This window comes from Bacillus sp. FSL M8-0350 (genome assembly GCF_038593345.1).
Taxonomy (GTDB): domain Bacteria; phylum Bacillota; class Bacilli; order Bacillales; family Bacillaceae; genus Bacillus; species Bacillus safensis.
Genome location: NZ_CP151985.1, coordinates 2560848 through 2584937, shown reverse-complemented (window position 1 = coordinate 2584937; position 24090 = coordinate 2560848). Strand labels below are relative to the sequence as shown.

Sequence of the window (24090 nt, the reverse complement as noted above, 5' to 3'; positions counted from 1 at the left end):
AGGAGGGGCAATGGTGTCATCAATCAAAAAAGTTATTGTGGTGGGATCAGGCATTGCAGCGCTTTCCTTTGCAAAAACCATTTCGAAAAGCTGCCAGGTCATCATGATGACAAAAAAACAATGTTCATCTAGTAATTCCATGCTGGCTCAAGGAGGAATCGCTGCTGCCTTTTCAGCACATGATTCAGCTGAGCAGCATGTGCAAGATACACTAGCTGCCGGCTGTGATCACAATGATGAAAGAACCGTACAAGAAATCGTGAGACTTGGAAAACACCTTGTGGAGCAGCTCGTAGCAGAAGGCTGTCCATTTGATCAAGATGAGGCAGGAGAGCCGCAATTAGGCAAAGAGGGAGCACATACCACTCATCGCATCTTGCATGCAGGAGGAGATCAATCAGGTAAAACCCTTGTACAGTTTATGAAAAGTCAGCTCGGCTCACATATTCATTTATACGAATATCATCATGTCATTGATCTATTGATTCATGAAGGGACATGTACGGGTGTTGTATGGAAAGACGAGACAGGACACGTACATACGATGACCGCAGATGCCGTTGTTTTATCAACTGGCGGCTGCGGCTCCCTGTATGAGACAAACACAAATGATCCTTCTATCACAGGAGACGGACTGATGATGGCCTATCGAGCCGGGGCACAATTAGTGGATCTCGAATTTGTTCAATTCCATCCAACTCTTTTAACAATCGCTGGAAAAGTAGTTGGCCTCATTTCAGAGGCAGTACGGGGAGAGGGAGCTTATTTAGAAGATGAAACAGGCAGGCGGATCATGAAAGGTATTCACCCACAAGCTGATTTAGCACCTAGAGATGTGGTCGCTAGAACTATTTTTCATGAGCAGCAATTAGGTCATCAATTGTATCTTAACATCCATGATATCCCGCATTTTTCAGCTCGTTTTCCGGCCATAGCTCAGATGTGCCAGCGTGCAGGCGTTGATATGGAAAGCGGCAGGCTGCCAATTTCCCCCGGTATGCACTTTTTAATGGGCGGCATCAGCGTCAATGAATATGGAGAAACGACTGTTCCAGCGCTATTTGCCATTGGAGAAGCGGCCTGCACTGGCTTACACGGTGCGAATCGATTGGCGAGTAATTCTCTTCTGGAAGGTCTCGTGTTAGGCAGCAAAGCGGCACAGAGAATTGAACAACTGCCTAAACAGAAAGAAACAAGTCCACCTTTTTCCATTCAAGAAATATGGATGGTTCCAATGATTTCAACAACTCAGCTGAGACAATGGATGACTACATTTGCGGCCATTGTGAGAGATGAAAAGGGCTTGCAGACTTTACTCCATTCGTTACAACGTGTCAATTTTCAGCAAATTAATGTGAAGGATATCACAAATGAACAGATCGAATTAAGCAATCAATGGGCATTGGCGGTTTGCCTTGCTAAATCTGCATTACTCCGTACAGAAAGCAGAGGCGGCCATTATCGAATGGATTATCCAGAGCGGAGCGACGCGTTGTGGCAGGGCAGGCAGATTGTTCATGAAAAAGGTCAAATTCATATCATGAAAAATGAAAGGATCGGTGCCAAATGGAACGTTTACAGTTAAAACAAATGCTCACTCATTTTTTTACAGAAGATATTGGCTTTGGAGATGTATCAGCAGATGCCATCTTTGGAGACAAGAAGGGAACAGCTTTTATCATTGCGAAACAATCTGGTGTATTGGCAGGATCACAAGTGATTGATCTAGGGTACGGCCTGTTGAATGAACAGATTCAAACGGAGCTGTATTTTCAAGAAGGTGATTGGATTCATTCAGGCGCTGTACTGGCGAAAATAAAGGGCCCAGTCAACGACTTATTAAAGGGAGAGAGGGTCATTTTAAATCTTTTGCAGCGAATGACAGGTATCGCCACCTTAACACATGAGGCGGTCCGCAGATTAGCTGACCCGTCTATTACGATTTGTGATACGAGAAAAACGACACCCGGCCTGCGTATGTTAGAAAAATACGCAGTAAAGACAGGCGGTGGAAAGAATCATCGCTTTGGCTTATCGGATGGGGTGATGATTAAAGATAATCATATCGCGGCATGCGGTTCTATCCGTGAAGCTGTAGAGAAAGCAAGAGCATATGCCGGTCATATGGTGAAAATTGAAGTGGAAATTGAATCAGAAACGCAGCTTATAGAAGCCATTGATGCAAAAGCGGATGTCATTATGTTTGATAACTGCTCTCCGGACGAAGTAAAACGTTTTAAACAAATGACGCCAGAGTCCATTCTGACAGAGGCTTCAGGAGGCATCACGCTAGAGACATTGCCAAGCTACAGGGGCACAGGAGTCGACCTTATTTCACTTGGCTTTCTGACACATTCTGCTCCAGCATTTGATTTTAGTATGAATATGGAATTCAGTCATAAAGGGGGAACAACTCATGTCCATGCTTAATGTATTAGCCAATCAACATGCAGTCATGATGCCAGATGAATATAAACACCGCTCTGAAGATGAGATGAAGCAGCGAGTGTTAGAAATTAAGCGGGCTTTTGGCTCAAAGCTTTTTATACCGGGCCACCATTATCAAAAGGATGAGGTCATCGAATTTGCAGATGCAACAGGAGATTCATTGCAGCTGGCACAAATAGCTGCCGACAATCACGAGGCTGAATACATTGTGTTCTGCGGTGTTCACTTTATGGCAGAAACGGCAGATATGCTGTCAAACAAGAATCAAAGCGTCGTTTTGCCAGATATGAGGGCGGGCTGTTCAATGGCAGATATGGCGAACATGAAACAAACAGACAGAGCATGGGAGCAGCTCACTGATCTGTTTGGGGATACAATACTTCCGCTTACGTACGTCAATTCAACAGCAGATATTAAAGCATTTGTCGGCAAGCATGGCGGGGCGACTGTTACTTCGTCAAACGCTAAAAAAGTACTCGAGTGGGCACTGACACAAAAAGAGCGGATTCTGTTTCTCCCTGATCAGCATCTAGGGCGTAATACGGCTTTTGATTTAGGTATTCCGCTAGAAGAAATGGCTGTGTGGGATCAGATAGAAGAAAAGCTCATCACCGATCAGCCGCTTTCTCGTATTAAGATGATTTTATGGAAAGGCCATTGCTCCGTACACGAGAAGTTTACCGTTCAGAATATAGAAAAAATGAGAAAAAAAGACCGTGACATTCAAATTCTTGTCCATCCTGAATGCACGCATGAGGTCGTAAGGGCTTCTGACCTAGCAGGTTCAACGAAATTTATTATTGATACGATCAAACAGGCACCAGCAGGAAGCAAATGGGCGATTGGAACAGAGATGAATTTAGTCAAACGGATCATAGCGCAGCACCCAGATAAACAAATTGAATCCCTTAACCCAGATATGTGTCCATGTTTGACTATGAACCGGATTGATCTGCCTCATTTGTTATGGTCACTTGAAAGCATTGAGAAGGGTCAGCCGGCCGGGTTGATACAGGTCAATGAAGACATCACGAAAGACGCATTGCTTGCACTCAAGAAAATGCTCACCATTAAATAATGAATCAGCCCCTCTTATCAGAAAACAAGTTTTTATCATATCGGCTTGTAAATAGGCATAAATTTATGTTGAAACATATTGTACTTCTGACATAACCGTTACGTTCACGTTTTGCATAGGAGGGGAAAACGTTGAAAATTCATATTGTGCAAAAAGGAGACTCCCTTTGGAAAATTTCAAAGAAATACGGAGTCGACTTTCAAGAATTGAAAAAACTAAATTCACAGCTCAGTAATCCTGATTTGATCATGCCGGGTATGAAGATTAAAATTCCATCTAGTGGTGTTCCTGTGAAAACAGATCATCACAAAGCAAAAGAAATGCCAAAAACGAAAGAACATCCGTATGTGAAAGAAAAGCCAAAAGATGTTGTGCAAGTGCAAGATACGAAACCGAAGGAAAAGCCAAATGAACCGGTACCATATGTACCGCCAGTGCCAAAGATCGAGCAGCCAGTTTTTCCGCAAGTCGATGTGAACTATTATCAGACCAATCTCTATCAGCCATTCACGCCTCCTCCCAAAAAAGATCATCATGAGAAAAAAGATCACGTTCATCACAAAAAGGATCACAAGGATCATTTTCATCACGAAAATAAAGACCATAAAGATAACAAGGATCATTTTCATCATGAAAATAAGGAACATATAGACCACAAGGATCATTTTCATCATGAAAATAAGGAACATAAAGATAACAAGGACCATTTTCATCATGAAAATAAAGGTCATCTAAAAGAAGAAGTGGCGAAGGGGTATGATCCGTTTATTCATATTCCGCATCAAAAAGAGGAGGGAAAAGACATGGAGCATGGCAATTATCCGAACCTTCCTAACTTCCCGCAAATGCCAAATATGGGAGGGGCAGCGGTAGGGGGAGTGGCTGAAAATAACGAGCATCATCATCAGCACCATCATCATGAACCATATGATCCTTATTTTGGTTATGGTCATTACATGCCGGCGATGTATCCATATCCGCAGCAAATGGTGCCGGCATCGCCAATTTTACCGGGATCAGGCCTATGTTATCCAATCCAGCCATATTATCATCATCATATGATGCCATATCCATACCCGGCTCATCCGTATTATCCTGCGTATCAAGCGCCAGCTTACTACGGAGAGAATCATGAGCACCATGCAAACGACGGACATCACTGGCATCACCATATGCATTCAAACGCCAACGCAAATGCTAACGCAAATCAAGGGTTTTATCCAAATGTTTCAAATCCAGCATATGGAAAGGGAGACTGCGGATGCGATGATGGCATGAAGCATCATCAGCCTTGGCCAGGACATGATCCGAATCCTGTTCCTTATGGCCAAATGGGGGCTTATCCAGCTCAGCCTTATATGCAGCCATATCCAGGTCAATCCGTTTTTGCAAGGCCGGAGGAAGAGGAAGAAGATTAATGACAGAAGGAACGATCTCAATCGTTCCTTTTTTTGTTTATAACTGACAGCTTGATTTTTTTCCTAACTGTACATGCTAAAACAGAGCCTGTTTCGCGCTCATGAGATTGAATTTGTACAGGGGGTTTTTCGTTTGAGACAAAAATGGCAAAAAACAATCGCATTAGTGCTTCTTCCTATTGGTTTAACGGCATGTGGTGCAAATAATAACGCAGGTGTCGATACACGTCATAATCAATCAGGCCAGCCGGTTGGTTATCATTCAAATCAACGAGCGGAAGACAACAACCAAGATCATCAAGGACCAGTTTCTGAACTTATGGAGGGAATGAACGGGAGAAATACAACAAATGTTGATTACCGTACACGTCCTCAAACGGATGATCGAATGCCTCTCACAGGTGGAGATGGACGCTACAGTCATGGAGATATGAACTATCATAACCAAATGTCGTTCTCAGGCTATGATAAACAAGAGAACATTCAGCGTTCAAGAAAAATTGCCAACCGCGTCAATAAAATGAATCACGTGGCAGACTCTCAAGTCATGGTGACGGATGAGAATGTGTATATTGCCATTAAATCAGATGGCCGCCTGACGTCAGAAGGCGTATCACAAGTAGAAGAAGCAGCGACTCGTTATGCGGATGGAAGAGCAGTCCAAGTCATAAAAGATGAAGGTGCATTCACTCGCTTTAGAGACATGAGAAGAACGCAATTTGAAACAGGCCAAACAGGCATGACCCGATAGTTTGACACAAAAAGGCTAAAGTTCATCACGAACTTTAGCCTTTTCTTAAAAATAAACCTTGATGCCTATATAAAATTCGTAAAAGAAATAACAGCCAAACCCTAGTAATAAAATACCAGCAATAATGGATGTCCACTTGATCATCGTCCGATTCATCACTTTTCTTGTTAACGATACAAGTGTGAGAAGACCGATGTCATGAAGGAAAATCCCTGCCAAGATACCGCCGGCAGCCAGCATAAATTCAGATGAATCTGTTTTTGTATACGCATCCGCAAGTACAGCACCAAAAACAGAAACCCAGAACACAAGATTTCCAGGAGATACCGCCACGAGCAAGCCGTTTCGATATGTTTTTGCGAATGATTTATTGACCTTTTCTCCTGCTAAATGGATATCTTGATCCGCGTGTTTAATGGAGTCGTATGCGAGAATCATTAAAAATACAGCTCCGATCAGCCAGAGCGGGATTTGAACAAACGGCAAAGATAAAAACTGAGCAAATCCAGCATATAAAGCCAAGATAAGTAATAAGTCTATGGTCATACCGCCTGCTCCGACAGTTAAACCATGAAAGAATCCGTTTTTGAGTCCCTGTTTTGTCATTTCAACCGTGATCGCTCCAACAGGCAGAGCAATTGAGAATCCTACGACGATAAATGTGAGAAATGTTTGCAATCGACTAGAACTTCCTTTGAATAAATTGTATAAAAATTCTCCGTTTAGATTAATTATACATAATAGGAGAAAAGGATCAACGATTATTTCAGATTTAATTGAAATGAGAGAGACAGATCATGTATAGAAATCTGTATATCAATATACTCCATAAAGCTTGTAGGGGAAAGGAACTATTTTCCTGAATTCTCTTTTTTTCATGATGTCTCTATGCTACACTGATGTGGAAATCAATAAAAGTGACTAGGGGTGCCCGTAAATGGGCTGAGAGAGTAGCATAAGCTTCTTAACCCTTTGGACCTGATCTGGCTCGTACCAGCGTGGGGAAGTTGAAGATGATGCATGTATCCTATCAATGATATGCATGTTTATTTCTGACGACGAAACCAGGTTCTTTCAATAGAGCCTGGTTTTTTGCTGGTGCTGATTCCATCCTGTCGGGTGACAAGAAGAAAAGGAGAGAACAGCAAATGAAGGAAAAGAAAAGTGTCCCATCCAACCAATCATTATTATCCAGCTTTGACGGCAGCCGAAAGGTGTATGAGAAAGGATCAAGGCCCGATATCTTAGTGCCGAAAAGAGAGATTGCGCTCTCACATACTGTGACAGAGGCGGGCGGCATAAAAAATGAACCAGTCCGTGTATACGATACGAGTGGACCGTACACTGATGAGAACGTTCATATTGACGTCACAAAGGGATTAAAGCGTCTTAGGGCAGCATGGATTGAAGAAAGAGGAGATACAGAAAGCTATGAAGGGCGTTATGTAAAACCGGAAGATAACGGATATCGTTCAAGGGAGAAGGAGTCCTTCCATTCTGTCCAAACTGATTTTCATCATAAGCCGCTCCGCGCGAAACAAGGAGCGCGCGTGACGCAAATGCATTATGCCAAAAAAGGCATCATTACGCCTGAAATGGAGTTTATCGCAATAAGAGAAGAGCTAAGCCCTGAGTTCGTTAGAGAGGAAGTAGCGAGCGGAAGAGCCGTCATTCCTTCGAATATTAACCATCCAGAAAGTGAACCAATGATTATCGGAAGGAATTTTCATGTCAAAATCAATGCGAATATTGGTAATTCAGCTGTCACGTCATCCATTGATGAAGAGGTTGAAAAAATGACATGGGCGATCAGATGGGGGGCAGATACAATGATGGATCTGTCTACTGGAAAGGATATTCATACAACGAGAGAATGGATCATTCGGAATTGCCCAGTCCCAGTAGGAACCGTTCCTATCTATCAGGCCCTTGAAAAAGTGAATGGAGTCGCAGAAGATTTGACGTGGGACGTGTACAGGGACACATTAATTGAACAAGCAGAACAAGGTGTAGATTATTTCACAATTCATGCGGGCGTGCTGTTAAGATATATTCCGCTTACAGTCGATCGGGTGACTGGAATTGTTTCAAGAGGCGGTGCAATTATGGCAAGATGGTGTCTTGCTCATCATCAAGAGAATTTCCTCTACACTCACTTCGAAGACATTTGTGAAATTATGAAAAAATATGATATCGCCTTTTCACTTGGAGATGGACTTAGACCAGGCTCGATTGCTGATGCCAATGATGAGGCGCAGTTTGCAGAGCTGGAAACGTTAGGTGAATTAACAGAGATCGCTTGGAAACATGATGTGCAGGTAATGATTGAAGGGCCCGGACATGTCCCAATGGATAAAATCAAAGAGAATGTGGACAAGCAAATGGACATTTGCAAGGAAGCACCATTTTATACGTTAGGGCCTCTTACAACAGATATCGCGCCGGGCTATGATCACATTACATCCGCAATCGGTGCGGCCATGATCGGCTGGTACGGAACAGCCATGCTGTGCTATGTAACACCAAAAGAGCATTTAGGTCTGCCGAACAAAGAAGATGTGAGAGAAGGCGTGATCGCCTATAAAATTGCGGCACATGCCGCTGATCTAGCAAAAGGACATCCTGCTGCTCAAAAGCGCGATGATGCTTTATCGAAAGCGAGGTTTGAATTTAGATGGCGGGACCAATTCAACCTGTCACTTGATCCAGAAAGAGCCTTGGCGTTCCATGATGAAACATTGCCTGCCGAAGGCGCTAAGACCGCTCACTTTTGCTCGATGTGCGGACCGAAGTTTTGCAGTATGAAAATTTCTCATGATATCCGCAATCAATCTGAAGAAGTGAAAAGAGAGATGGAAAAGAAGGCGAAGGAGTTTGTCAGTCAGGGAAGTCAAATTTATCAGCCCTAAAAAAGAACCTCGCACGATGCTGTGCGGGGTTTTATCAAACGGCTGAAAAGGCTTTTCTTAAAAGGTAAAAAAATGCCTTTGCTGCATATGCCATCATGTCCACACTTGGAATGAGAGCATCTGTTAAATGAAAAAAGACTGTTTGTTTTTCGGGAGATGTTCGTTTCTTTTTCTGTTTCATTAAGGACAGCCTCCTTTTTAATCAATATACTTCTTTGCAGATCTGAGAGATAGATATGTTGTGTGAATTTAAACAAAATTTAAACTTCTTGGGTTTGAATGGAAACAAGGAGGGGAAACGAGTTGAATAGAGAATGAATGAAAAGAGCTGATCTATTTGATTAGCGAACAAGAAGAGTGGAAGGTGATCTTTATGATGAAAGTATTTAAGGTAACATTTCATATGAACAATGGGGAAGTGCTTGATTTCGAGCTCAAACGTCCAGCTACCTATGATGTGTATAAAAAAATTGAAGAAGCCAATCATTGGTTTAAGCTGAATAATGAAATCATTAACCTATTAAACGTCAATAGTATCCATGTAGAAACAGAATAACGCAGAAAGCCGCTCAAAGAGAGCGGCTTTCATTATGCAGAAAAATCATTTCGATTATTAAGCTGCCCGCGGGACAGCCAGTTCTTTTTATACAAATATGCAATGACTTCAAGCCACAGACGCGGTGCTTTTTTAGGGAAAAAAGGTTTTTGGTAATAGGCATAAGCGGCTTTTAAATCATCCCATTGATGACATGCTTTCGTTTGCGTGAATCTGGCAACGTCAATGACCCTGATCCGTCCTTCTTTTGTTAAGATCAAATTGCGCAGATGAATATCAGAAGGATTCAATCCTTTCTCGCGCGCTTCCTCCAGCGCATCATCGACTTGTTCAATCATTTGTTTTTTAATAGGAATTCCTTTTGTAAGGCATTCATAGAATGTGTAGCCTTTAATATATTCCATTAAAATATACTGATCCCCAGACTCATAAATCTCAGGGTAGTAAGACGAACCAGAAAGTTTTTCGTAAATGGCAGCCTCTTTGCGGGCAATATGCTGATAAGAAGGGAAAAAAACTTTTAGTGCCATTTTCTTGCCGTCTTTTTTGTATAAAAAGACATAGGCACTTCTTCCTTTGCCGCACAGTTCAAGCTCTGCCGGTTTATAGGCAAGCTTATGAAAACGTTTCTCTTCATGATATTGAATCGATTCGGCTAATCTTTTGACATCTGACATTGACTTCACCTTCTTTGGTTTCAGTTTATGCGGCTGAAAAACGAATGATGAAAAAACCGTGTCATTCGATAAAGCAATGGATTGTATAAAACATAACATTTACGAATGAAGGATACAACGAAAGACTCTTACCATACATTTGAATGATCGATTTGGTTAATGTTTAGAAAAATGGGTCAAACTACATATGTCATGCATCGATCTCATGTTCTAAAGAGGTGTAAATAGTGAAAGTGAAGATGAAATGTTTCGTTACAGGACTTATCATGACAAGTGTGCTTTTTTTTGCTGCGGATATGGAAGGGAAAGAACACTTGCAAAAGCAGTCAAACTCTATTACCGTCCAGCTTGAAAAAGTCTATCTAGACGGCGATGTGAGTATTGAAAGACACCGGGCATCATTAGAAGACAAAGACACATTCTGGGCGCAGTATAAAGGCTGGACGCTCGTAGAACAAAAAGAGGATTTTGCCCTTTTTAGAAAGCAAATTGATGATATCTCTCCATTAAGTAAAGCAAATGGATATATCGGATTATCAGAGGACGGTGTGATTTCTACGTTTCATGGAAGGCCTGACGGCTGGGCGGAGCCTATTCATCTCTTTTTTCAAATTGATACGTCCCGTTTAGAAAGTCATGTGGAAAAGCAGCTTGAGCAAGGCATTCCTTTTCGAACAAAGGATGAATTTGAGCATGTGCTTGAAGTCATGAAGCCTTATCGAAATGAAGTATCGTTTTAAAGCGTGTAACAGCTTGCTGGTGTGAAGGCCGCAAGCTGTTTTTCGTGGTTTCATCATAAAAATGTACTGAGCGAACGTATGTTAACTTTTATTGCGGTTTTCTCTTCGATTTATGTTACAATGAAGAACAGTCAAAGAGGTGAAAACGGTGATAGAGTTTGTAAAAGGGACCATTGATTATGTGTGCCCGCAATATGTTGTCATTGAAAACGGCGGAGTGGGATATCAAGTCTATACCCCAAACCCGTTTATCTATCGAGTAAATAAACAAGAAACGATTTATACGTATCATTACATAAAGGAAGACGCCTTTTCGTTATACGGTTTTCAAACACGAGAAGAAAAAGCGCTGTTCACAAAACTGTTAAATGTCACAGGAATTGGGCCAAAGGGCGCACTCGCCATTCTTGCTTCCGGGGATCCTGGCGCTGTCATTTCAGCGATAGAACGTGAAGATGAAGCGTTCCTGATTAAATTCCCTGGTGTGGGCAAAAAAACAGCACGCCAAATCATTCTGGATCTAAAAGGCAAACTTGCAGATGTGGTGCCAGAGATGATTGGCAACTTATTTAATCACGAGGACCACATTCAGGTCGAAACGCAGCAAACTGCATTAGATGAAGCGCTTGAAGCCTTAAGTGTCCTTGGATACGGTGATCGTGAAATCAAAAAGGTTCTTCCATTATTAAAAGAAGAAAAGAATCTCACAACCGATCAATATGTGAAAAAAGCTTTACAAAAAATGTTGAAATAGGGTGATGTCTCATGGATGAACGGCTCGTCTCAACTGAAGCAGACAACCATGAATCAGCCATTGAGCAAAGTCTGCGGCCACAGACACTTAGCCAATATATCGGTCAGCAAAAAGTAAAGGATAACCTCAGCGTATTTATTGAAGCTGCCCGCATGAGGCAGGAAACGCTTGATCACGTCCTTTTATATGGACCTCCTGGACTTGGGAAAACAACGCTTGCGTCGATCATTGCCAATGAAATGAATGTTCAGCTGCGTACAACGTCAGGACCAGCGATTGAACGTCCTGGTGATTTGGCGGCCATCTTAACATCTCTTGAGCCAGGTGATGTATTGTTTATTGATGAAATTCACCGCTTGCAGCGCTCAATTGAAGAAGTGCTGTACCCAGCAATGGAGGACTTTTGTTTAGATATTGTCATTGGAAAAGGAGATACAGCACGCTCTGTACGGCTTGATTTACCGCCATTTACGCTTGTAGGTGCAACAACCCGTGTCGGGCTGTTAACAGCGCCGCTTCGTGATAGGTTTGGGGTACATGCAAGATTGGAATACTATGAACAAAGAGATTTGGCTCACATTGTGGCAAGAACAGCCGAGCTGTTTGAGATTGGGATCGATATTCGCTCTGCTGAAGAGATTGCGAGACGTTCCCGGGGAACACCGAGGGTTGCCAATCGTTTGCTCAGAAGAGTAAGAGATTTTGCGCAGGTGCTTGGGAATCATGCCATTACGCAGGATATTGCGGAAGATGCCCTAGAGCGTCTTCAAGTCGACAGGCTTGGCCTTGATCATATAGACCATAAGCTGCTTTTAAGTATGATCGAAAAATTTAGAGGCGGTCCTGTTGGGCTTGATACGATCTCAGCAACAATTGGAGAAGAATCACATACGATTGAAGATGTGTACGAACCGTACTTACTGCAAATTGGTTTCCTGCAAAGAACACCAAGAGGGCGGGTCGTCACAAGAGAAGCGTATGAACATTTTCAAATGGAGGTTCCGATTCGTGACTGAATTCCCTAAAATATTAATGATTTTAGGTGGTGTCCTTTTTGCCGCAGGATTAGTATTTCAATTGGTTGGTAAGCTTCCAGGTGATATTTTTGTGAAAAAAGGGAATGTAACGTTCTTTTTTCCTGTCATTACATGCATTGTCATTAGCATCGTACTAACCATATTACTTAATATCTTTGGACGGATGAAATAACGTTAACTAGTTAACTACAGAATAGGTGAAGGAAATGAAGCTAGAACTATTTGATTTTGATTTACCAGAAAGATTGATTGCACAAGTGCCGCTTGAAAAAAGAGATGCATCAAGACTGATGGTCTTAAACAAACAAACGGGTGCGATTACACATGATACATTCTCACAAATCATCAATTATTTTCAAAAGGGTGATTGTCTCGTTCTAAACAATACGCGCGTTCTGCCTGCACGTCTGTTTGGTATGAAAGAGGATACAGGTGCCAAAGTAGAGCTGCTTCTATTGAAACAAGAAGAGGGAGACAACTGGGAAACACTTGTCAAACCAGCCAAACGGGTGAAAAAAGGGACGGTTATCACGTTTGGTGATGGACGGCTCAAAGCAGTATGCACAGAGGAAATGGAACATGGCGGAAGAAAAGTCGAGTTTCAATATACAGGCATTTTTTATGAAGTGCTTGAATCCCTTGGTGAAATGCCGCTGCCTCCATATATTAAAGAGCAGCTTGACGACCGTGAACGCTATCAAACCGTTTATTCAAAAGAGGTTGGCTCCGCTGCTGCGCCAACTGCCGGTCTCCACTTTACAACCGAGCTGCTGGATGCGCTGAAAGCGAAAGGTGTACACATTGCTTTCATTACGCTGCACGTAGGGCTTGGCACATTTCGTCCGGTAAGTGCAGAACGTATTGAAGAACACGAAATGCACGCAGAGTTTTATGAAATGAATGAAGAAACAGCTGATGAGCTTAACCGCATTCGCAAGGAAGGCGGGCGGATTATTTCAGTCGGCACAACGTCAACAAGAACGCTTGAAACCATTGCAAGTGCACATGATGGTGAGTTCAAAGCCTCAAGCGGCTGGACGTCGATCTTTATTTACCCTGGCTACACATTCAAGGCAATTGACGGCATGATCACGAATTTCCATCTGCCAAAATCCTCGTTAATTATGCTTGTCAGCGCATTAGCTGGACGAGAGCACGTACTTAAAGCGTACAATGAGGCTGTTAAAGAGGAATACCGATTCTTCAGCTTTGGCGATGCCATGCTGATTCAATAACATCATACAACAAAGACAGGAGGGCTCATTTTTGTCGCAATTACCGATACGTTATGAGTTCATTAAATCATGTAAACAGACAGGTGCACGTCTTGGCCGCGTTCATACACCGCACGGCTCCTTTGAAACACCTGTATTTATGCCAGTAGGTACACTGGCTACAGTCAAAACAATGGCGCCTGAAGAATTAAAGGCTATGGATGCAGGCATCATCTTAAGCAATACGTACCACCTATGGCTCCGTCCAGGTCACGATATCGTAAAGGAAGCAGGCGGTCTGCACAAATTTATGAACTGGGATCGAGCAATCCTAACAGATTCAGGCGGATTCCAAGTTTTTTCATTGAGTGAATTTAGAAAAATTGAAGAAGAAGGCGTTCACTTCCGTAATCATTTAAACGGAGACAAGCTGTTCCTATCTCCTGAAAAAGCAATGGACATCCAAAATGCACTTGGCTCTGATATTATGATGGCATTTGATGAATGCCCGCCGTATCCTGCAGAGTACGATTATATGAAACGTTCTGTGGAGCGGACAAGCAGATGGGCAGAGCGCTGTCTAACAGCGCACCAGCGTCCTGAGGATCAAGGGCTGTTTGGGATTGTCCAAGGCGGAGAATACGAAGAGCTTCGAAAACAAAGTGCAAAAGACCTTGTTTCACTTGATTTCCCAGGTTACGCCATCGGAGGCTTATCTGTAGGGGAACCAAAAGATGTGATGAATCGTGTACTAGAGTTCACAACACCATTTTTACCGGCAGACAAGCCGAGGTACCTAATGGGTGTCGGCTCACCAGACTCCTTAATAGACGGCGCCATTCGCGGTGTAGATATGTTTGACTGCGTACTGCCGACGCGAATTGCAAGAAACGGCACCTTGATGACAAGTGAAGGCCGTCTTGTTGTGAAAAATGCAAAATATGAGCGTGACTTTAGACCAATCGATGAAAACTGTGACTGCTATACATGTAAAAACTATACACGTGCCTATATTAGACATCTCATCAGAACAAATGAAACGTTCGGAATTCGATTAACAACTTATCATAATCTTCATTTTCTGTTAAAATTAATGGAGCAAGTGAGAGAAGCTATCCGTGAGGATCGTTTAGGTGATTTTAAAGAAGAGTTTTTTGAGCGTTACGGCTTTAACAAACCGAATGCGAAAAACTTTTAACGCATAAACGAAAGGCTTTACAATGCTTTAGAAAGGGGTGAAATAGAATGGATGGTGGTATGGGTTCAATCATTATGATTGTTGTCATGTTTGCTGTGCTTTACTTCTTGTTAATCCGTCCACAGCAAAAGCAACAGAAAGCTGTGCGTCAGATGCAGCAATCTTTATCAAAAGGCGATAAAATCGTCACAATCGGTGGTTTACACGGTGAAATCGACTCAATTGATGAATCAAAAGTGGTCATCAAAACAAGCGAAAACAACCGTTTAACTTTCGATCGTCGTGCTATTAGAGAATTAGCTGACAAAGGCTAATCCTCTGATACATAGCCATAAAAAAAAGAGCGATATAACCGCTCTTTTTTTATTTGCCTCGAAGATTGACGCCAATCATTCCCCCCAGCATACAAATGCCTAAAAATGCTCCATGATAGATAAACTGCTCTGGTGAAAACGTTTTTCCAAATCCCAAATATTGAAATAGAAATACAGTGAGGGAAAAAATGATAGACGTGACCGCACCAATCAGCCAGCCACGCTCCTTTGCTTTCCCTCCAGAAATGATGCCTCCTAATAAAAGGGCAGCAAAGGACAAAATCATAATCATCCATTTAAATGATGTTTCCTGCATACTTGTGAATGTAAGCATGAGCGACACAAGTAAACTTGTGACAACCATCACGACAAAAATGGCAATTAAGCCGGATAAAATGCCTTTTCCAATATGTTTCGTTTCCTGCATGTAGATTCGTCTCCTCTCCAATTGAACGAAGCTTGTCTTTTACTAAAATGTATTCACAGTGAAGAAAAAATAGACATGTTTCAGACGTTTCTTTTCTACATAAATAAAGTGTTTTGACACAAGCTATGTTGGAGAAGGAGGGTTTACATCACATGCAGGATATCTTGATCATTTCCATGAGAACCATCATTTTATATTTTCTTATTTGGTTTATATTTCGCTTAATGGGCAAAAGGGAAATTGGCGAGCTGAGCATTTTAGATCTAGTCATTTTTATGATGATCGCAGAAATTGCGGTTCTCGCCATAGAAGAAGTAGAGGATCACATGTTACATACGGTATGGCCAATCCTGCTGTTAACCTTCATTCAAATCACACTTGCTTACCTCTCATTGAAATTCCAAGGCGTCCGGCGCTTTCTTGACGGCAAACCGGCCCTGCTCATCATCAATGGGAAAATAGACGAGGGTGCAATGAGAAAACAGCGATACAATTTTGATGACCTTCTCATTCAATTAAGAGAAAATAACATCGACAGCATTCAGGATGTCTCTTACGCCATTTTAGAGCCGTCTGGAAAGCTCGCCGTTGTCGAAAAAGAAAACAAGCGCAAACATGCAGCGCTTGAGCTTCCACTTGTTGCGGACGGTGTCGTGCAGCATGACCACCTTAAGCAAATCAATCAAAATGAACAGTGGCTGAAAGATGAGCTTGCTAAAAGAGGCTATCATGATATCGATCAAATCTCTTACTGCAGCTTTAATCAAAAAACATTTTATATTGATTTGAAAGATGAAGTGATCAAAAAGAGATGAGCTAAAACAGCTTCCCAATGAACGGGATGCGGCGCAGCTCTTCTCGTTTCACTAGCCCTAGGCAGATTAATAGAATGACATAGAGCGTGCACGTAACAAAAATGAGCGTCACAAGTTCAATAGGAGCAGAAAAGAGTCCGTCTACTTGAGATTTCAGCCAGAGGCTGACAGCCCCTGTACCGATAATCACAAGGACGCATAGTCCATATTCCTTTAATGGTAAATGAATAGGCAGCACCTTTCCGACAGTTGCCGCATGGAGCAGCGTGACAAGGATGATGCCGATTAAGATCGCAAGTGCTGCGCCCATAATGCCAAAGCCAGGCTGGGAAGCAAGGACAAAAATCATCCCTGTTTTCACAATTGCACCTATCAGGCTGTTGGTCATCGCCGCACCAGCTAAATTGAGTGCTTGAAGCACGGCTTGAAGGGGCCCTTGAAAATAATAAAGAAGGAAAAATGGCGCCATGAATTTCACATAAATGGCCGCGTGCGATGAACCATACATAAAGAGTGTTAAATCTTCTGCGTAAACGAAAAGAATAATACATGAAATGCCTCCGCTGAGTAAACAAAGGCGCATCGCCTGCTTCAGCCGGTATTCGACCGTTTTACGTTTGTTCTGCTCCATTCCTTCACTGATCGCCGGAACTAATGCAGTGGAGAGTGAATACGTAATAAAACTAGGCAGTGTCAAAAGGGTCAGGGCAAGACCAGTCAACTCCCCGTACTGCCTTGTCGCCTCTACAGCTGCATAACCAGCAATGGCAAGACTTTGCGCGACAACAATCGGCTCTAAAAACCACGAAATATTCCCGATAAAACGGCTGCCTGTTGTTGGCAGGGCAATGCTCATCAGCTGTTTAAACGTGTCCTTCCCGTCATGAATCGCCTTAAAAAATCGTTTTCGAATACGAATCGTCTTTTTATAGCGGAAGGCGATCAGTAAGTAAGCAAGTGAAATCATCTCTCCAATCACAGATGAAATCATCGCACCTGCTGCCGCATATTCAATCCCGTAAGGAAGGAAAGCCGTTGTACATACTGCCACTAGTGAAATTCTTGCGACCTGCTCCAGAACTTGAGACATCGCAAGCGGGCTCATCTGCTGTCTGCCCTGGAAATAGCCTCTTAACACACTGGAAATGGCGATGACTGGAACGACGGGTGTAATGGCAAGCAGTGGATAGACCGTTCTAGGATCAGTTAGCATATTTTCTGCCATGATGGGCGCAAACCATAAAAAGAGCGGCGTGAATATCAGGCTGAGTGTTCCTGTTATCGCAAGGGACATGACCAGAATACGTTTTGTTTTCTGTTTGTCACCCCGGGCTTCTGCTTCTGCGACAAGCTTACTAATGGCGACAGGCAGTCCGAATTGTGTGAGCGTCACGGCGAGAAAAAAGGTAGGTGCAGCCATCATATAAAGCCCGACCCCTTCTTCGCCAATGAACCTCGCAATGACAATTCGATTGACAAAACCCAATATTCTCGTGATAAAACCTGCTAAAATTAAAATAATGGTCCCCTTTAAAAACGTTTGCTTCGTCAAATCACAGATCACCTGCCTTCTCAAACGACATAGAATCATATACAATAAGATATGCGTGTATATCGTCCAAGCATGACAAGTCTCTCGATAAAAAACTGAAAAGGGGGAGCTACGCAATGACACAACACCCAGCTGCTATATACAAAGACCATTTAAAGCCTTTTCTGTTCAGTAAGCTTGAAGAATTCATCGTTTTGGGCTATAAAGATGTAGATTTAGAGGAATTATGGTCATACTTAGAGAATAAGAAGTGGAAGAAAAAACAAGAGTATCCGATTCATGAAATGGTTGCAGATATTTTATCTGTGAAAATAGGCGAATTTATGAACTATGCAACCGTTCAGTCGTTTAAAACGTCTGCTTTTTTGGACAGTGAAGATGGCAAGAATATGCTTGATGAACTGTTGAAATAAGCCATCTTAATGGATTCAGGTGTTTAAGGAGGAAATACATAATGAAAAAAGGGCGCATTCTTGCGTTTTTCTTAGTGGTTCTGTTAATCGGAACTGGCGTGGGCTTACTGACAAAGCCTGTTGCGAAAGATATGACGCTAGGGCTGGATTTGCAGGGTGGATTTGAAGTCCTGTATGATGTACATCCAGTGAAAAAAGAGGACAAGATCACAAATAGTGTTCTCGTTAGTACAGTGGAGGCTTTAAACCGAAGAGCCAATGTGCTAGGTGTAAGTGAGCCGAACATCTCGATTGAAGGCAATAATCGTATCCGTGTGCAGCTTGCAGGGGTAAAAGATCAAAACAGAGCTAGGGAGATTCTTTCCACTGAAGCACAGCTATCCTTCAGAGATACGAATGATAAAGAACTTCTTAACGGGGCTGACCTAGTCGAAAACAGTGCAAAACAAACATTCAGTCAAACGAATGAGCCAATTGTGACGGTTAAACTAAAGGATGCGAAAAAATTTGGTGACGTCACAAGAAAAGTAGCGGCGATGGCGCCGAATAACCAGCTTGTCATTTGGCTTGATTATCACAAAGGAGATTCCTTCAAAAAAGAAGTCTCAAAATCAAACCACAAGTATGTATCTGCACCAAATGTGAATCAAGAGATTAACAGCAGTGACGTACAAATTGAAGGGAAATTTACTGTCCAAGAGGCAAAAGACCTCGCAAGTATTTTAAATGCCGGGGCATTGCCAGTAAAATTAACAGAAAAATATTCCACATCTGTGAGTGCACAGTTTGGTGAACAAGCACTGAACGAAACAGTGTTCGCAGGAATTGTAGGAATCGCATTTATCTTCTTATTCATGCTGCTTTATTACCGATTACCTGGTCTTATAGCTGTCATCACACTCTCAGCCTATATCTACATTACGCTGCAAGTGTTTGACTGGATGGGCGCGGTCATGACACTGCCTGGAATTGCCGCACTTATTCTAGGGGTAGGGATGGCTGTTGATGCCAACATTATTACTTATGAGCGGATCAAAGAAGAGCTGAAGCTCGGCAAATCTGTCCGTTCTGCTTTCAGGTCAGGGAACCGCAGATCATTTGCGACCATCTTTGATGCAAACTTAACAAGTATTATTGCCGGCGGAGTGCTGTTCTTCTTCGGGACAAGCTCTGTAAAAGGATTTGCAACAATGCTCATCCTCTCGATTTTAACAAGCTTTATCACGGCTGTATTCCTATCAAGATTCCTTCTTGGACTGCTTGTAGAAAGCCGTGCGCTCGACCGCAAAAAAGGCTGGTTTGGTGTCCGCAAAAAAGACATCATGAGTATCCACGAAACAACAGAAAATACCGAACCGAAAACGCCATTTGATAAATGGGATTTCGTCAGCAAACGTAAAGGCTTTATGATTTTCTCCATAGCTGTTACTATTGCGGGAATCATCGTCCTTTCGATCTTCAAGCTCAATGCTGGTATTGACTTTGCTAGTGGAACGAGAATTGATGTTCAAAGCGATCACAAGCTGACAACTGCACAAGTAGAGCAAGACTTTAAAAAGCTTGGTCTTGAAGCAGACAGTGTTGTGCTGTCGGGGCAAAAAGAAAATCAGGCAGCTGCTCGATTTGTCGGGGTGCCGAACAAAGAAAAAATCGCTGAAGTGAAGGATTACTTCAAAGATAAATACGGCACTGAGCCGAATGTAAGTACAGTATCACCGACTGTCGGAAAAGAACTTGCCCGTAATGCGCTATATGCCGTCATCATTGCTTCCATTGGGATCATTTTATATGTATCCGTCCGTTTTGAGTATAAGATGGCGATTGCGGCGATTATCTCACTGCTGTACGATGCATTCTTTATTGTCGCCTTCTTTAGTATCACGCGCTTAGAGGTGGATGTCACCTTCATTGCCGCGATCCTCACGGTCATTGGGTACTCGATCAACGACACGATCGTTACCTTCGACAGGGTTCGTGAGCAAATGAAGAAACGTAAACCGAAAACCATTGAAGATCTATCGTACATTGTGAACTTAAGCTTACAGCAAACCTTTACGCGATCTGTCAACACGGTGCTGACTGTACTTGTCGTTGTTGTCGCACTGCTTATCTTCGGATCAGCGTCGATTACAAACTTCTCCATCGCCTTACTTGTCGGCTTATTAACAGGGGTGTACTCATCCCTTTATATCGCGGCACAAATTTGGCTGATGTGGAAAGGCCGTGAGCTGAAAAAACCAGCTAAGATTGATACAGATCAAGATATTTAATCTAGAAAGACTGCCTTTTTGGCAGTCTTTTTCTATCTGTTTTTTCGGAAAAAACATTTCGGGTTTCATTGATCTTAAAATGGTCTTTTGCTATAATGACTTACGTTTAGACCAGTATAGAAAGCAAGTGTCTGTTTAGGCATTTGGCTTTATTCATTGGAGGGGCTGTTATGAAGGTTCGGGAAACTGAACTGCCAGGTATCGGTCATAAAGCCGAAATGATCACAAGAAATAATGAGAAGCTTGCCATCATTACACATGATGACGGCAGAAGAGAAATGTATCATTTTCATGAGGACGACCATGAAGAAACGATTTCTGGCATCCTGCTAAACGATGAAGAAGCAAGACAAATTGCGGCTATTTTAGGCGGCATGGTCTATAAGCCGAAAGCGCTTGAAACCGTAGAGGTAGCCATTGATGAACTGGTGATTGAATGGTTTAAAATTGAAAAGAATGCACCAGCTGTTCAAAGAAGCATCGGTGACCTCAATGTTCGCCAAAACTATCAAGTAACAGTCATCGCCATTGTGAGAAAATCACATGAGAAGATTTTAAATCCAGGACCAGATACCATCATCGAAGAAGGGGATACCCTTGTCATTTCTGGAGAAAGAAAAGAATTAAAGAATCTGATTAAAGAAAAACTCAGCAGCTGATGATGCCCATGCTGATAGGTTTTCTTCCACTGCTTTCTTTCGGTGTTTAAAAAAGGCAGCGAAAAGGGAAGAATAAAAGAAAAAGCTTGGGGGATATGTAGATGAACAAACAACAATGGACCATCATACTCGCATTTATTTTCGTATTAATTGTCTCAGTATTTGCCGTGATTAATGTACGGCCTGTCGAGGTACACTACTTATTTGGAACGGCTGAATGGCCGCTGATCCTTGTCATTATCGGTTCAGTTTTAATGGGCGGGCTGATTGTGGCATTTGCAGGGATCTTCCAAATTGTGAAACTGAAACGTGAACTAAAAGCATTAAAAGCTGAGCGTGCAGCCGCTGCACCTGCTGCGGCGACGAAAAAGGCAGACAGAGATCTTCAAAAGAAATCTCATGTCACGCCTTTAAAAGAACAGCCAGCATCATTTGACCGGAAGGAAAAATAATCTTCCAGCACAATTTCATAAAATAAAAATTGAAACCCCTCAGGCCACTCTAGTATAATAGTGTGGTTGAGGGGTGAATTTATGTTATTATCCAAAATGCGCTGGGAATATGAACATCCAAGCGAAGAAAAAGTGAAATCACTCTCTGAAAATCTGAATATTTCAGCGCTGACTGCATCGCTTCTCGTAAAAAGAGGACTTGAAGAAGTAGAAGAGGCGAGGTCTTTTTTATTTGATCAAAAAGCCGAATTTCATGATCCATTTCTATTAAAAGGAATGAAAGAAGCAGTAGAGCGCATCAACAAAGCGATCGAAGAGCAGGAATCGATTGTGATCTTCGGAGACTATGATGCAGATGGTGTGACAAGTACGTCTGTACTTTTACATACATTAAAAGAGCGGTCTGCGATAGTAGACTTTTATATTCCAGATCGATTTAAAGAAGGCTATGGGCCTAATGAACAGGCATTTCGATATATCAAGGAGCAAGGAGCATCGCTTGTCATCACGGTCGATACAGGCATTGCTGCTGTAAATGAAGCACGTATTGCAAAAGAAATAGGGTTAGACCTAATCATTACAGATCACCATGAACCAAGTGAGGAGCTGCCTGAGGCACTTGCTATTGTCCATCCTAAGCAGCCTGGCTGTGAGTATCCCTTTAAAGAACTTGCTGGTGTAGGTGTCGCGTTTAAAGTGGCGCATGCACTTCTTGGGAAGCTGCCAGTTCAGCTGTTAGATCTTGCAGCAATCGGGACAATTGCGGATCTTGTACCGCTTCATGATGAGAATAGGTGGCTCGCCAAAAAAGGCCTTGTGCAGCTTCGGCAGTCGAATAGACCGGGGCTGAAAGCGTTATTGAAAGAAGCGGGAGCCACTCTAGAAGAAGCCAATGAGGAAACGGTCGGCTTTCAAATTGCGCCAAGGCTAAATGCTGTAGGACGAATTGAACAGGCAGATCCTGCCGTTCATCTTCTGATGACTGAGGATAAGGATGAAGCAGAAGAGCTCGCTCGTTTTGTACAGGAACTGAATAAAGAACGTCAAAAGATTGTCAGTACGATCACAGAAGAAGCCATTCAAATGGTGGAAGAAACGCCTGATGACCAGTCTGCGATCGTTGTAGCGAAAGCTGGCTGGAATCCGGGCGTTGTCGGAATTGTTGCCTCTAAATTGACGGATACTTTTTCTCGTCCGGCGATTGTGCTTGGAATAGATGAAGAGACGCAAATGGCAAAAGGATCAGCCCGGAGTATTCCTGGCTTCGATCTGTTTTTCCATCTAAGCAAATGCCGCGACATCCTGCCGCATTTCGGGGGGCACCCGATGGCAGCAGGGATGACACTTCGAGCGGATGATGTCGCTTTACTAAGGGAAAGATTAAATCAATATGCAAATGAAACATTGACGGAAGAAGATTTTATTCCAATACAGCGGGTCGATGCCGTGTGCAAGGTAGACGAATTGACGGTTGAAGCGATTGAGGAAGCGGGGATGCTGTCACCATTCGGTATGTCAAACCCAAAACCGTTCATTATGATTGAAGATGCGAAGCTTGAAGATATCCGAACGATTGGGGCAAATCACAACCATATTAAAATGTCTCTGAAAGACGAAGACAAGCTGCTTGACTGTGTCGGTTTTCACCAAGGGAAATTAAAAGAAGAAATTGTTCCAGGAAGCCGCATTTCCGTGATTGGAGAAATGTCCGTCAATGAATGGAATAACCGGAAGAAGCCCCAGCTGATGCTAAAAGATGCACGAGTTGATGAATGGCAGCTGTTTGATCTGCGCGGGAAAAAGGATTGGGAGAAGAAAGTCTCGACACTTGATTCAGAAAAATCTTTGGTTGTCTGTTTTGATGAAGCAACAAAACAGGACGTCGATATCCCCATTCATCATGTTCATGCAGAAAATGTATCAACGTTTGATGTACAGGGCAAATATGTGGTCTTTGCGGATGTTCCCGCAGATGAGCAATTGCTGAAGCAGCTTTTAGAAAATCAAAAGCCTGCCAGAATTTATACGGTTTTTCAAAGAAAAGAAGATCATTTTATGTCCTCTTTCCCAAGCCGTGACCAATTCAAATGGTTTTATGGGTTCTTGTTTAAACGGGGAAGTTTTCCTATCAAAGAACAAGGAATGGACCTTGCCAAACATAGAGGCTGGACAAAAGATACAATCATTTTTATGACAAAGGTGTTTTTTGAACTCGGTTTTGTTAAAATAGAGAATGGTGTGCTGTCAATAGTACTTGATGCCCCTAAAAAAGATTTAACGGCATCAGCATCCTATACAGCAAAACAACGATTGATGGAACTCGATCAAACACTAACATATTCCTCAGCTAAAGAGCTGAAGGAATGGCTGAATAGCATGATGAGCGAAGTCTCACCTGTGCTTTGACG

Annotated in this window: 25 protein-coding genes and 1 riboswitch; of the genes, 20 read left to right on the top strand and 5 right to left on the bottom strand. The window is 42.6% G+C overall.

The features are described 5' to 3' along the window. Positions 1–10: 10 nt before the first annotated feature. The 5 genes from nadB to NSS80_RS13555 all read left to right on the top strand — a co-directional run bounded on the left by nadB (position 11) and on the right by NSS80_RS13555 (position 5695). Entirely contained in the window at positions 11–1585 is a 1575-nt protein-coding gene (gene nadB / locus NSS80_RS13575) for an L-aspartate oxidase (protein ID WP_041115094.1), read from the top strand. After that, positions 1567–2430 carry a carboxylating nicotinate-nucleotide diphosphorylase gene (gene nadC / locus NSS80_RS13570; RefSeq protein ID WP_041115096.1) on the top strand — a complete coding sequence of 288 codons (864 nt, stop codon included), beginning with the start codon at positions 1567–1569 and terminating at the stop codon, positions 2428–2430. Before nadB ends, nadC begins: the two co-directional genes overlap by 19 nt. Further along, on the top strand, positions 2417–3526 hold the full coding sequence (gene nadA, locus NSS80_RS13565; protein ID WP_041115097.1) for a quinolinate synthase NadA: 1110 nt from the start codon (positions 2417–2419) through the stop codon (positions 3524–3526). The genes nadC and nadA overlap by 14 nt, the downstream gene beginning before the upstream one ends. Before the next feature lie 131 nt (positions 3527–3657). Continuing rightward, on the top strand, positions 3658–4944 hold the full coding sequence (safA, locus tag NSS80_RS13560; RefSeq protein WP_041115099.1) for a SafA/ExsA family spore coat assembly protein: 1287 nt from the start codon (positions 3658–3660) through the stop codon (positions 4942–4944). A gap of 133 nt (positions 4945–5077) precedes the next feature. Then, entirely contained in the window at positions 5078–5695 is a 618-nt protein-coding gene (locus NSS80_RS13555; protein WP_034279869.1) for a YhcN/YlaJ family sporulation lipoprotein, read from the top strand. 45 nt (positions 5696–5740) lie between these two features. Here NSS80_RS13555 and NSS80_RS13550 read toward each other — a convergent pair whose 3' ends face one another. Beyond that, the gene (locus tag NSS80_RS13550) at positions 5741–6373 is read right to left on the bottom strand and encodes a LysE family transporter (RefSeq protein WP_041115101.1); all 633 of its coding nucleotides are present in this window, start codon (positions 6371–6373) and stop codon (positions 5741–5743) included. A 235-nt stretch (positions 6374–6608) separates the two neighbouring features. Then, a riboswitch (TPP riboswitch) is annotated at positions 6609–6717 on the top strand. Positions 6718–6843: 126 nt separating this feature from the next. Here NSS80_RS13550 and thiC point away from each other — a divergent pair. Further along, positions 6844–8604 carry a phosphomethylpyrimidine synthase ThiC gene (thiC, locus tag NSS80_RS13545; protein WP_041115103.1) on the top strand — a complete coding sequence of 587 codons (1761 nt, stop codon included), beginning with the start codon at positions 6844–6846 and terminating at the stop codon, positions 8602–8604. 34 nt (positions 8605–8638) lie between these two features. Here thiC and NSS80_RS13540 read toward each other — a convergent pair whose 3' ends face one another. After that, positions 8639–8785, bottom strand: a complete 147-nt coding sequence (locus NSS80_RS13540; RefSeq protein WP_317221905.1) for a hypothetical protein — start codon at positions 8783–8785, stop codon at positions 8639–8641. A gap of 192 nt (positions 8786–8977) precedes the next feature. Here NSS80_RS13540 and NSS80_RS13535 point away from each other — a divergent pair, with 192 nt between their 5' ends. Then, entirely contained in the window at positions 8978–9160 is a 183-nt protein-coding gene (locus NSS80_RS13535; protein WP_008342761.1) for a hypothetical protein, read from the top strand. A 32-nt stretch (positions 9161–9192) separates the two neighbouring features. Here NSS80_RS13535 and NSS80_RS13530 read toward each other — a convergent pair whose 3' ends face one another. After that, positions 9193–9837, bottom strand: coding sequence for a serine/threonine protein kinase (locus NSS80_RS13530; RefSeq protein WP_034279877.1), 645 nt, complete (start codon positions 9835–9837; stop codon positions 9193–9195). 239 nt (positions 9838–10076) lie between these two features. Between NSS80_RS13530 and NSS80_RS13525 the strand changes: the two genes are divergently transcribed. The 7 genes from NSS80_RS13525 to yajC all read left to right on the top strand — a co-directional run bounded on the left by NSS80_RS13525 (position 10077) and on the right by yajC (position 15094). Then, positions 10077–10577, top strand: coding sequence for an intercompartmental signaling factor BofC (locus tag NSS80_RS13525; RefSeq protein ID WP_046312308.1), 501 nt, complete (start codon positions 10077–10079; stop codon positions 10575–10577). Between the two features lie 148 nt (positions 10578–10725). Continuing rightward, entirely contained in the window at positions 10726–11331 is a 606-nt protein-coding gene (ruvA, locus tag NSS80_RS13520) for a Holliday junction branch migration protein RuvA (RefSeq protein WP_024423144.1), read from the top strand. An 11-nt stretch (positions 11332–11342) separates the two neighbouring features. Beyond that, on the top strand, positions 11343–12347 hold the full coding sequence (gene ruvB / locus NSS80_RS13515; protein ID WP_024423143.1) for a Holliday junction branch migration DNA helicase RuvB: 1005 nt from the start codon (positions 11343–11345) through the stop codon (positions 12345–12347). Beyond that, on the top strand, positions 12340–12540 hold the full coding sequence (locus tag NSS80_RS13510; protein WP_012010741.1) for a DUF2905 domain-containing protein: 201 nt from the start codon (positions 12340–12342) through the stop codon (positions 12538–12540). Before ruvB ends, NSS80_RS13510 begins: the two co-directional genes overlap by 8 nt. 34 nt (positions 12541–12574) lie before the next feature. Next, positions 12575–13603, top strand: coding sequence for a tRNA preQ1(34) S-adenosylmethionine ribosyltransferase-isomerase QueA (queA, locus tag NSS80_RS13505; protein WP_034279883.1), 1029 nt, complete (start codon positions 12575–12577; stop codon positions 13601–13603). 31 nt (positions 13604–13634) lie between these two features. Then, complete coding sequence (gene tgt / locus NSS80_RS13500; RefSeq protein WP_024423141.1) at positions 13635–14780, top strand: tRNA guanosine(34) transglycosylase Tgt; 1146 nt, start codon at positions 13635–13637, stop codon at positions 14778–14780. A 47-nt stretch (positions 14781–14827) separates the two neighbouring features. Next, on the top strand, positions 14828–15094 hold the full coding sequence (gene yajC / locus NSS80_RS13495; RefSeq protein ID WP_008360993.1) for a preprotein translocase subunit YajC: 267 nt from the start codon (positions 14828–14830) through the stop codon (positions 15092–15094). 49 nt (positions 15095–15143) lie between these two features. On the opposite strand, the gene NSS80_RS13490 is transcribed toward yajC, so the two are convergent. Beyond that, positions 15144–15521, bottom strand: a complete 378-nt coding sequence (locus NSS80_RS13490; protein ID WP_034279887.1) for a TIGR04086 family membrane protein — start codon at positions 15519–15521, stop codon at positions 15144–15146. A gap of 152 nt (positions 15522–15673) precedes the next feature. On the opposite strand from NSS80_RS13490, the gene NSS80_RS13485 reads away from it, so the two are divergent. Further along, positions 15674–16336, top strand: a complete 663-nt coding sequence (locus NSS80_RS13485; RefSeq protein ID WP_034279889.1) for a DUF421 domain-containing protein — start codon at positions 15674–15676, stop codon at positions 16334–16336. A 1-nt stretch (position 16337) separates the two neighbouring features. On the opposite strand, the gene spoVB is transcribed toward NSS80_RS13485, so the two are convergent. Further along, the gene (gene spoVB / locus NSS80_RS13480; protein ID WP_046311918.1) at positions 16338–17888 is read right to left on the bottom strand and encodes a stage V sporulation protein B; all 1551 of its coding nucleotides are present in this window, start codon (positions 17886–17888) and stop codon (positions 16338–16340) included. A 116-nt stretch (positions 17889–18004) separates the two neighbouring features. Here spoVB and NSS80_RS13475 point away from each other — a divergent pair, with 116 nt between their 5' ends. The 5 genes from NSS80_RS13475 (at position 18005) to recJ (ending at position 24088) form a co-directional block, all read left to right on the top strand. After that, positions 18005–18301 carry a post-transcriptional regulator gene (locus NSS80_RS13475; RefSeq protein ID WP_003216788.1) on the top strand — a complete coding sequence of 99 codons (297 nt, stop codon included), beginning with the start codon at positions 18005–18007 and terminating at the stop codon, positions 18299–18301. Positions 18302–18342: 41 nt separating this feature from the next. Beyond that, the gene (secDF, locus tag NSS80_RS13470; RefSeq protein ID WP_034279892.1) at positions 18343–20571 is read left to right on the top strand and encodes a protein translocase subunit SecDF; all 2229 of its coding nucleotides are present in this window, start codon (positions 18343–18345) and stop codon (positions 20569–20571) included. 170 nt (positions 20572–20741) lie between these two features. After that, positions 20742–21230 (top strand): cation:proton antiporter regulatory subunit, encoded by a 489-nt coding sequence (locus tag NSS80_RS13465; protein WP_034279894.1) that lies wholly within the window; start codon positions 20742–20744, stop codon positions 21228–21230. A gap of 101 nt (positions 21231–21331) precedes the next feature. After that, complete coding sequence (locus tag NSS80_RS13460) at positions 21332–21682, top strand: lipopolysaccharide assembly protein LapA domain-containing protein (protein ID WP_034279896.1); 351 nt, start codon at positions 21332–21334, stop codon at positions 21680–21682. An 81-nt stretch (positions 21683–21763) separates the two neighbouring features. Continuing rightward, positions 21764–24088, top strand: coding sequence for a single-stranded-DNA-specific exonuclease RecJ (gene recJ / locus NSS80_RS13455; RefSeq protein WP_217008788.1), 2325 nt, complete (start codon positions 21764–21766; stop codon positions 24086–24088). The last annotated feature ends 2 nt before the right edge of the window (positions 24089–24090 follow it).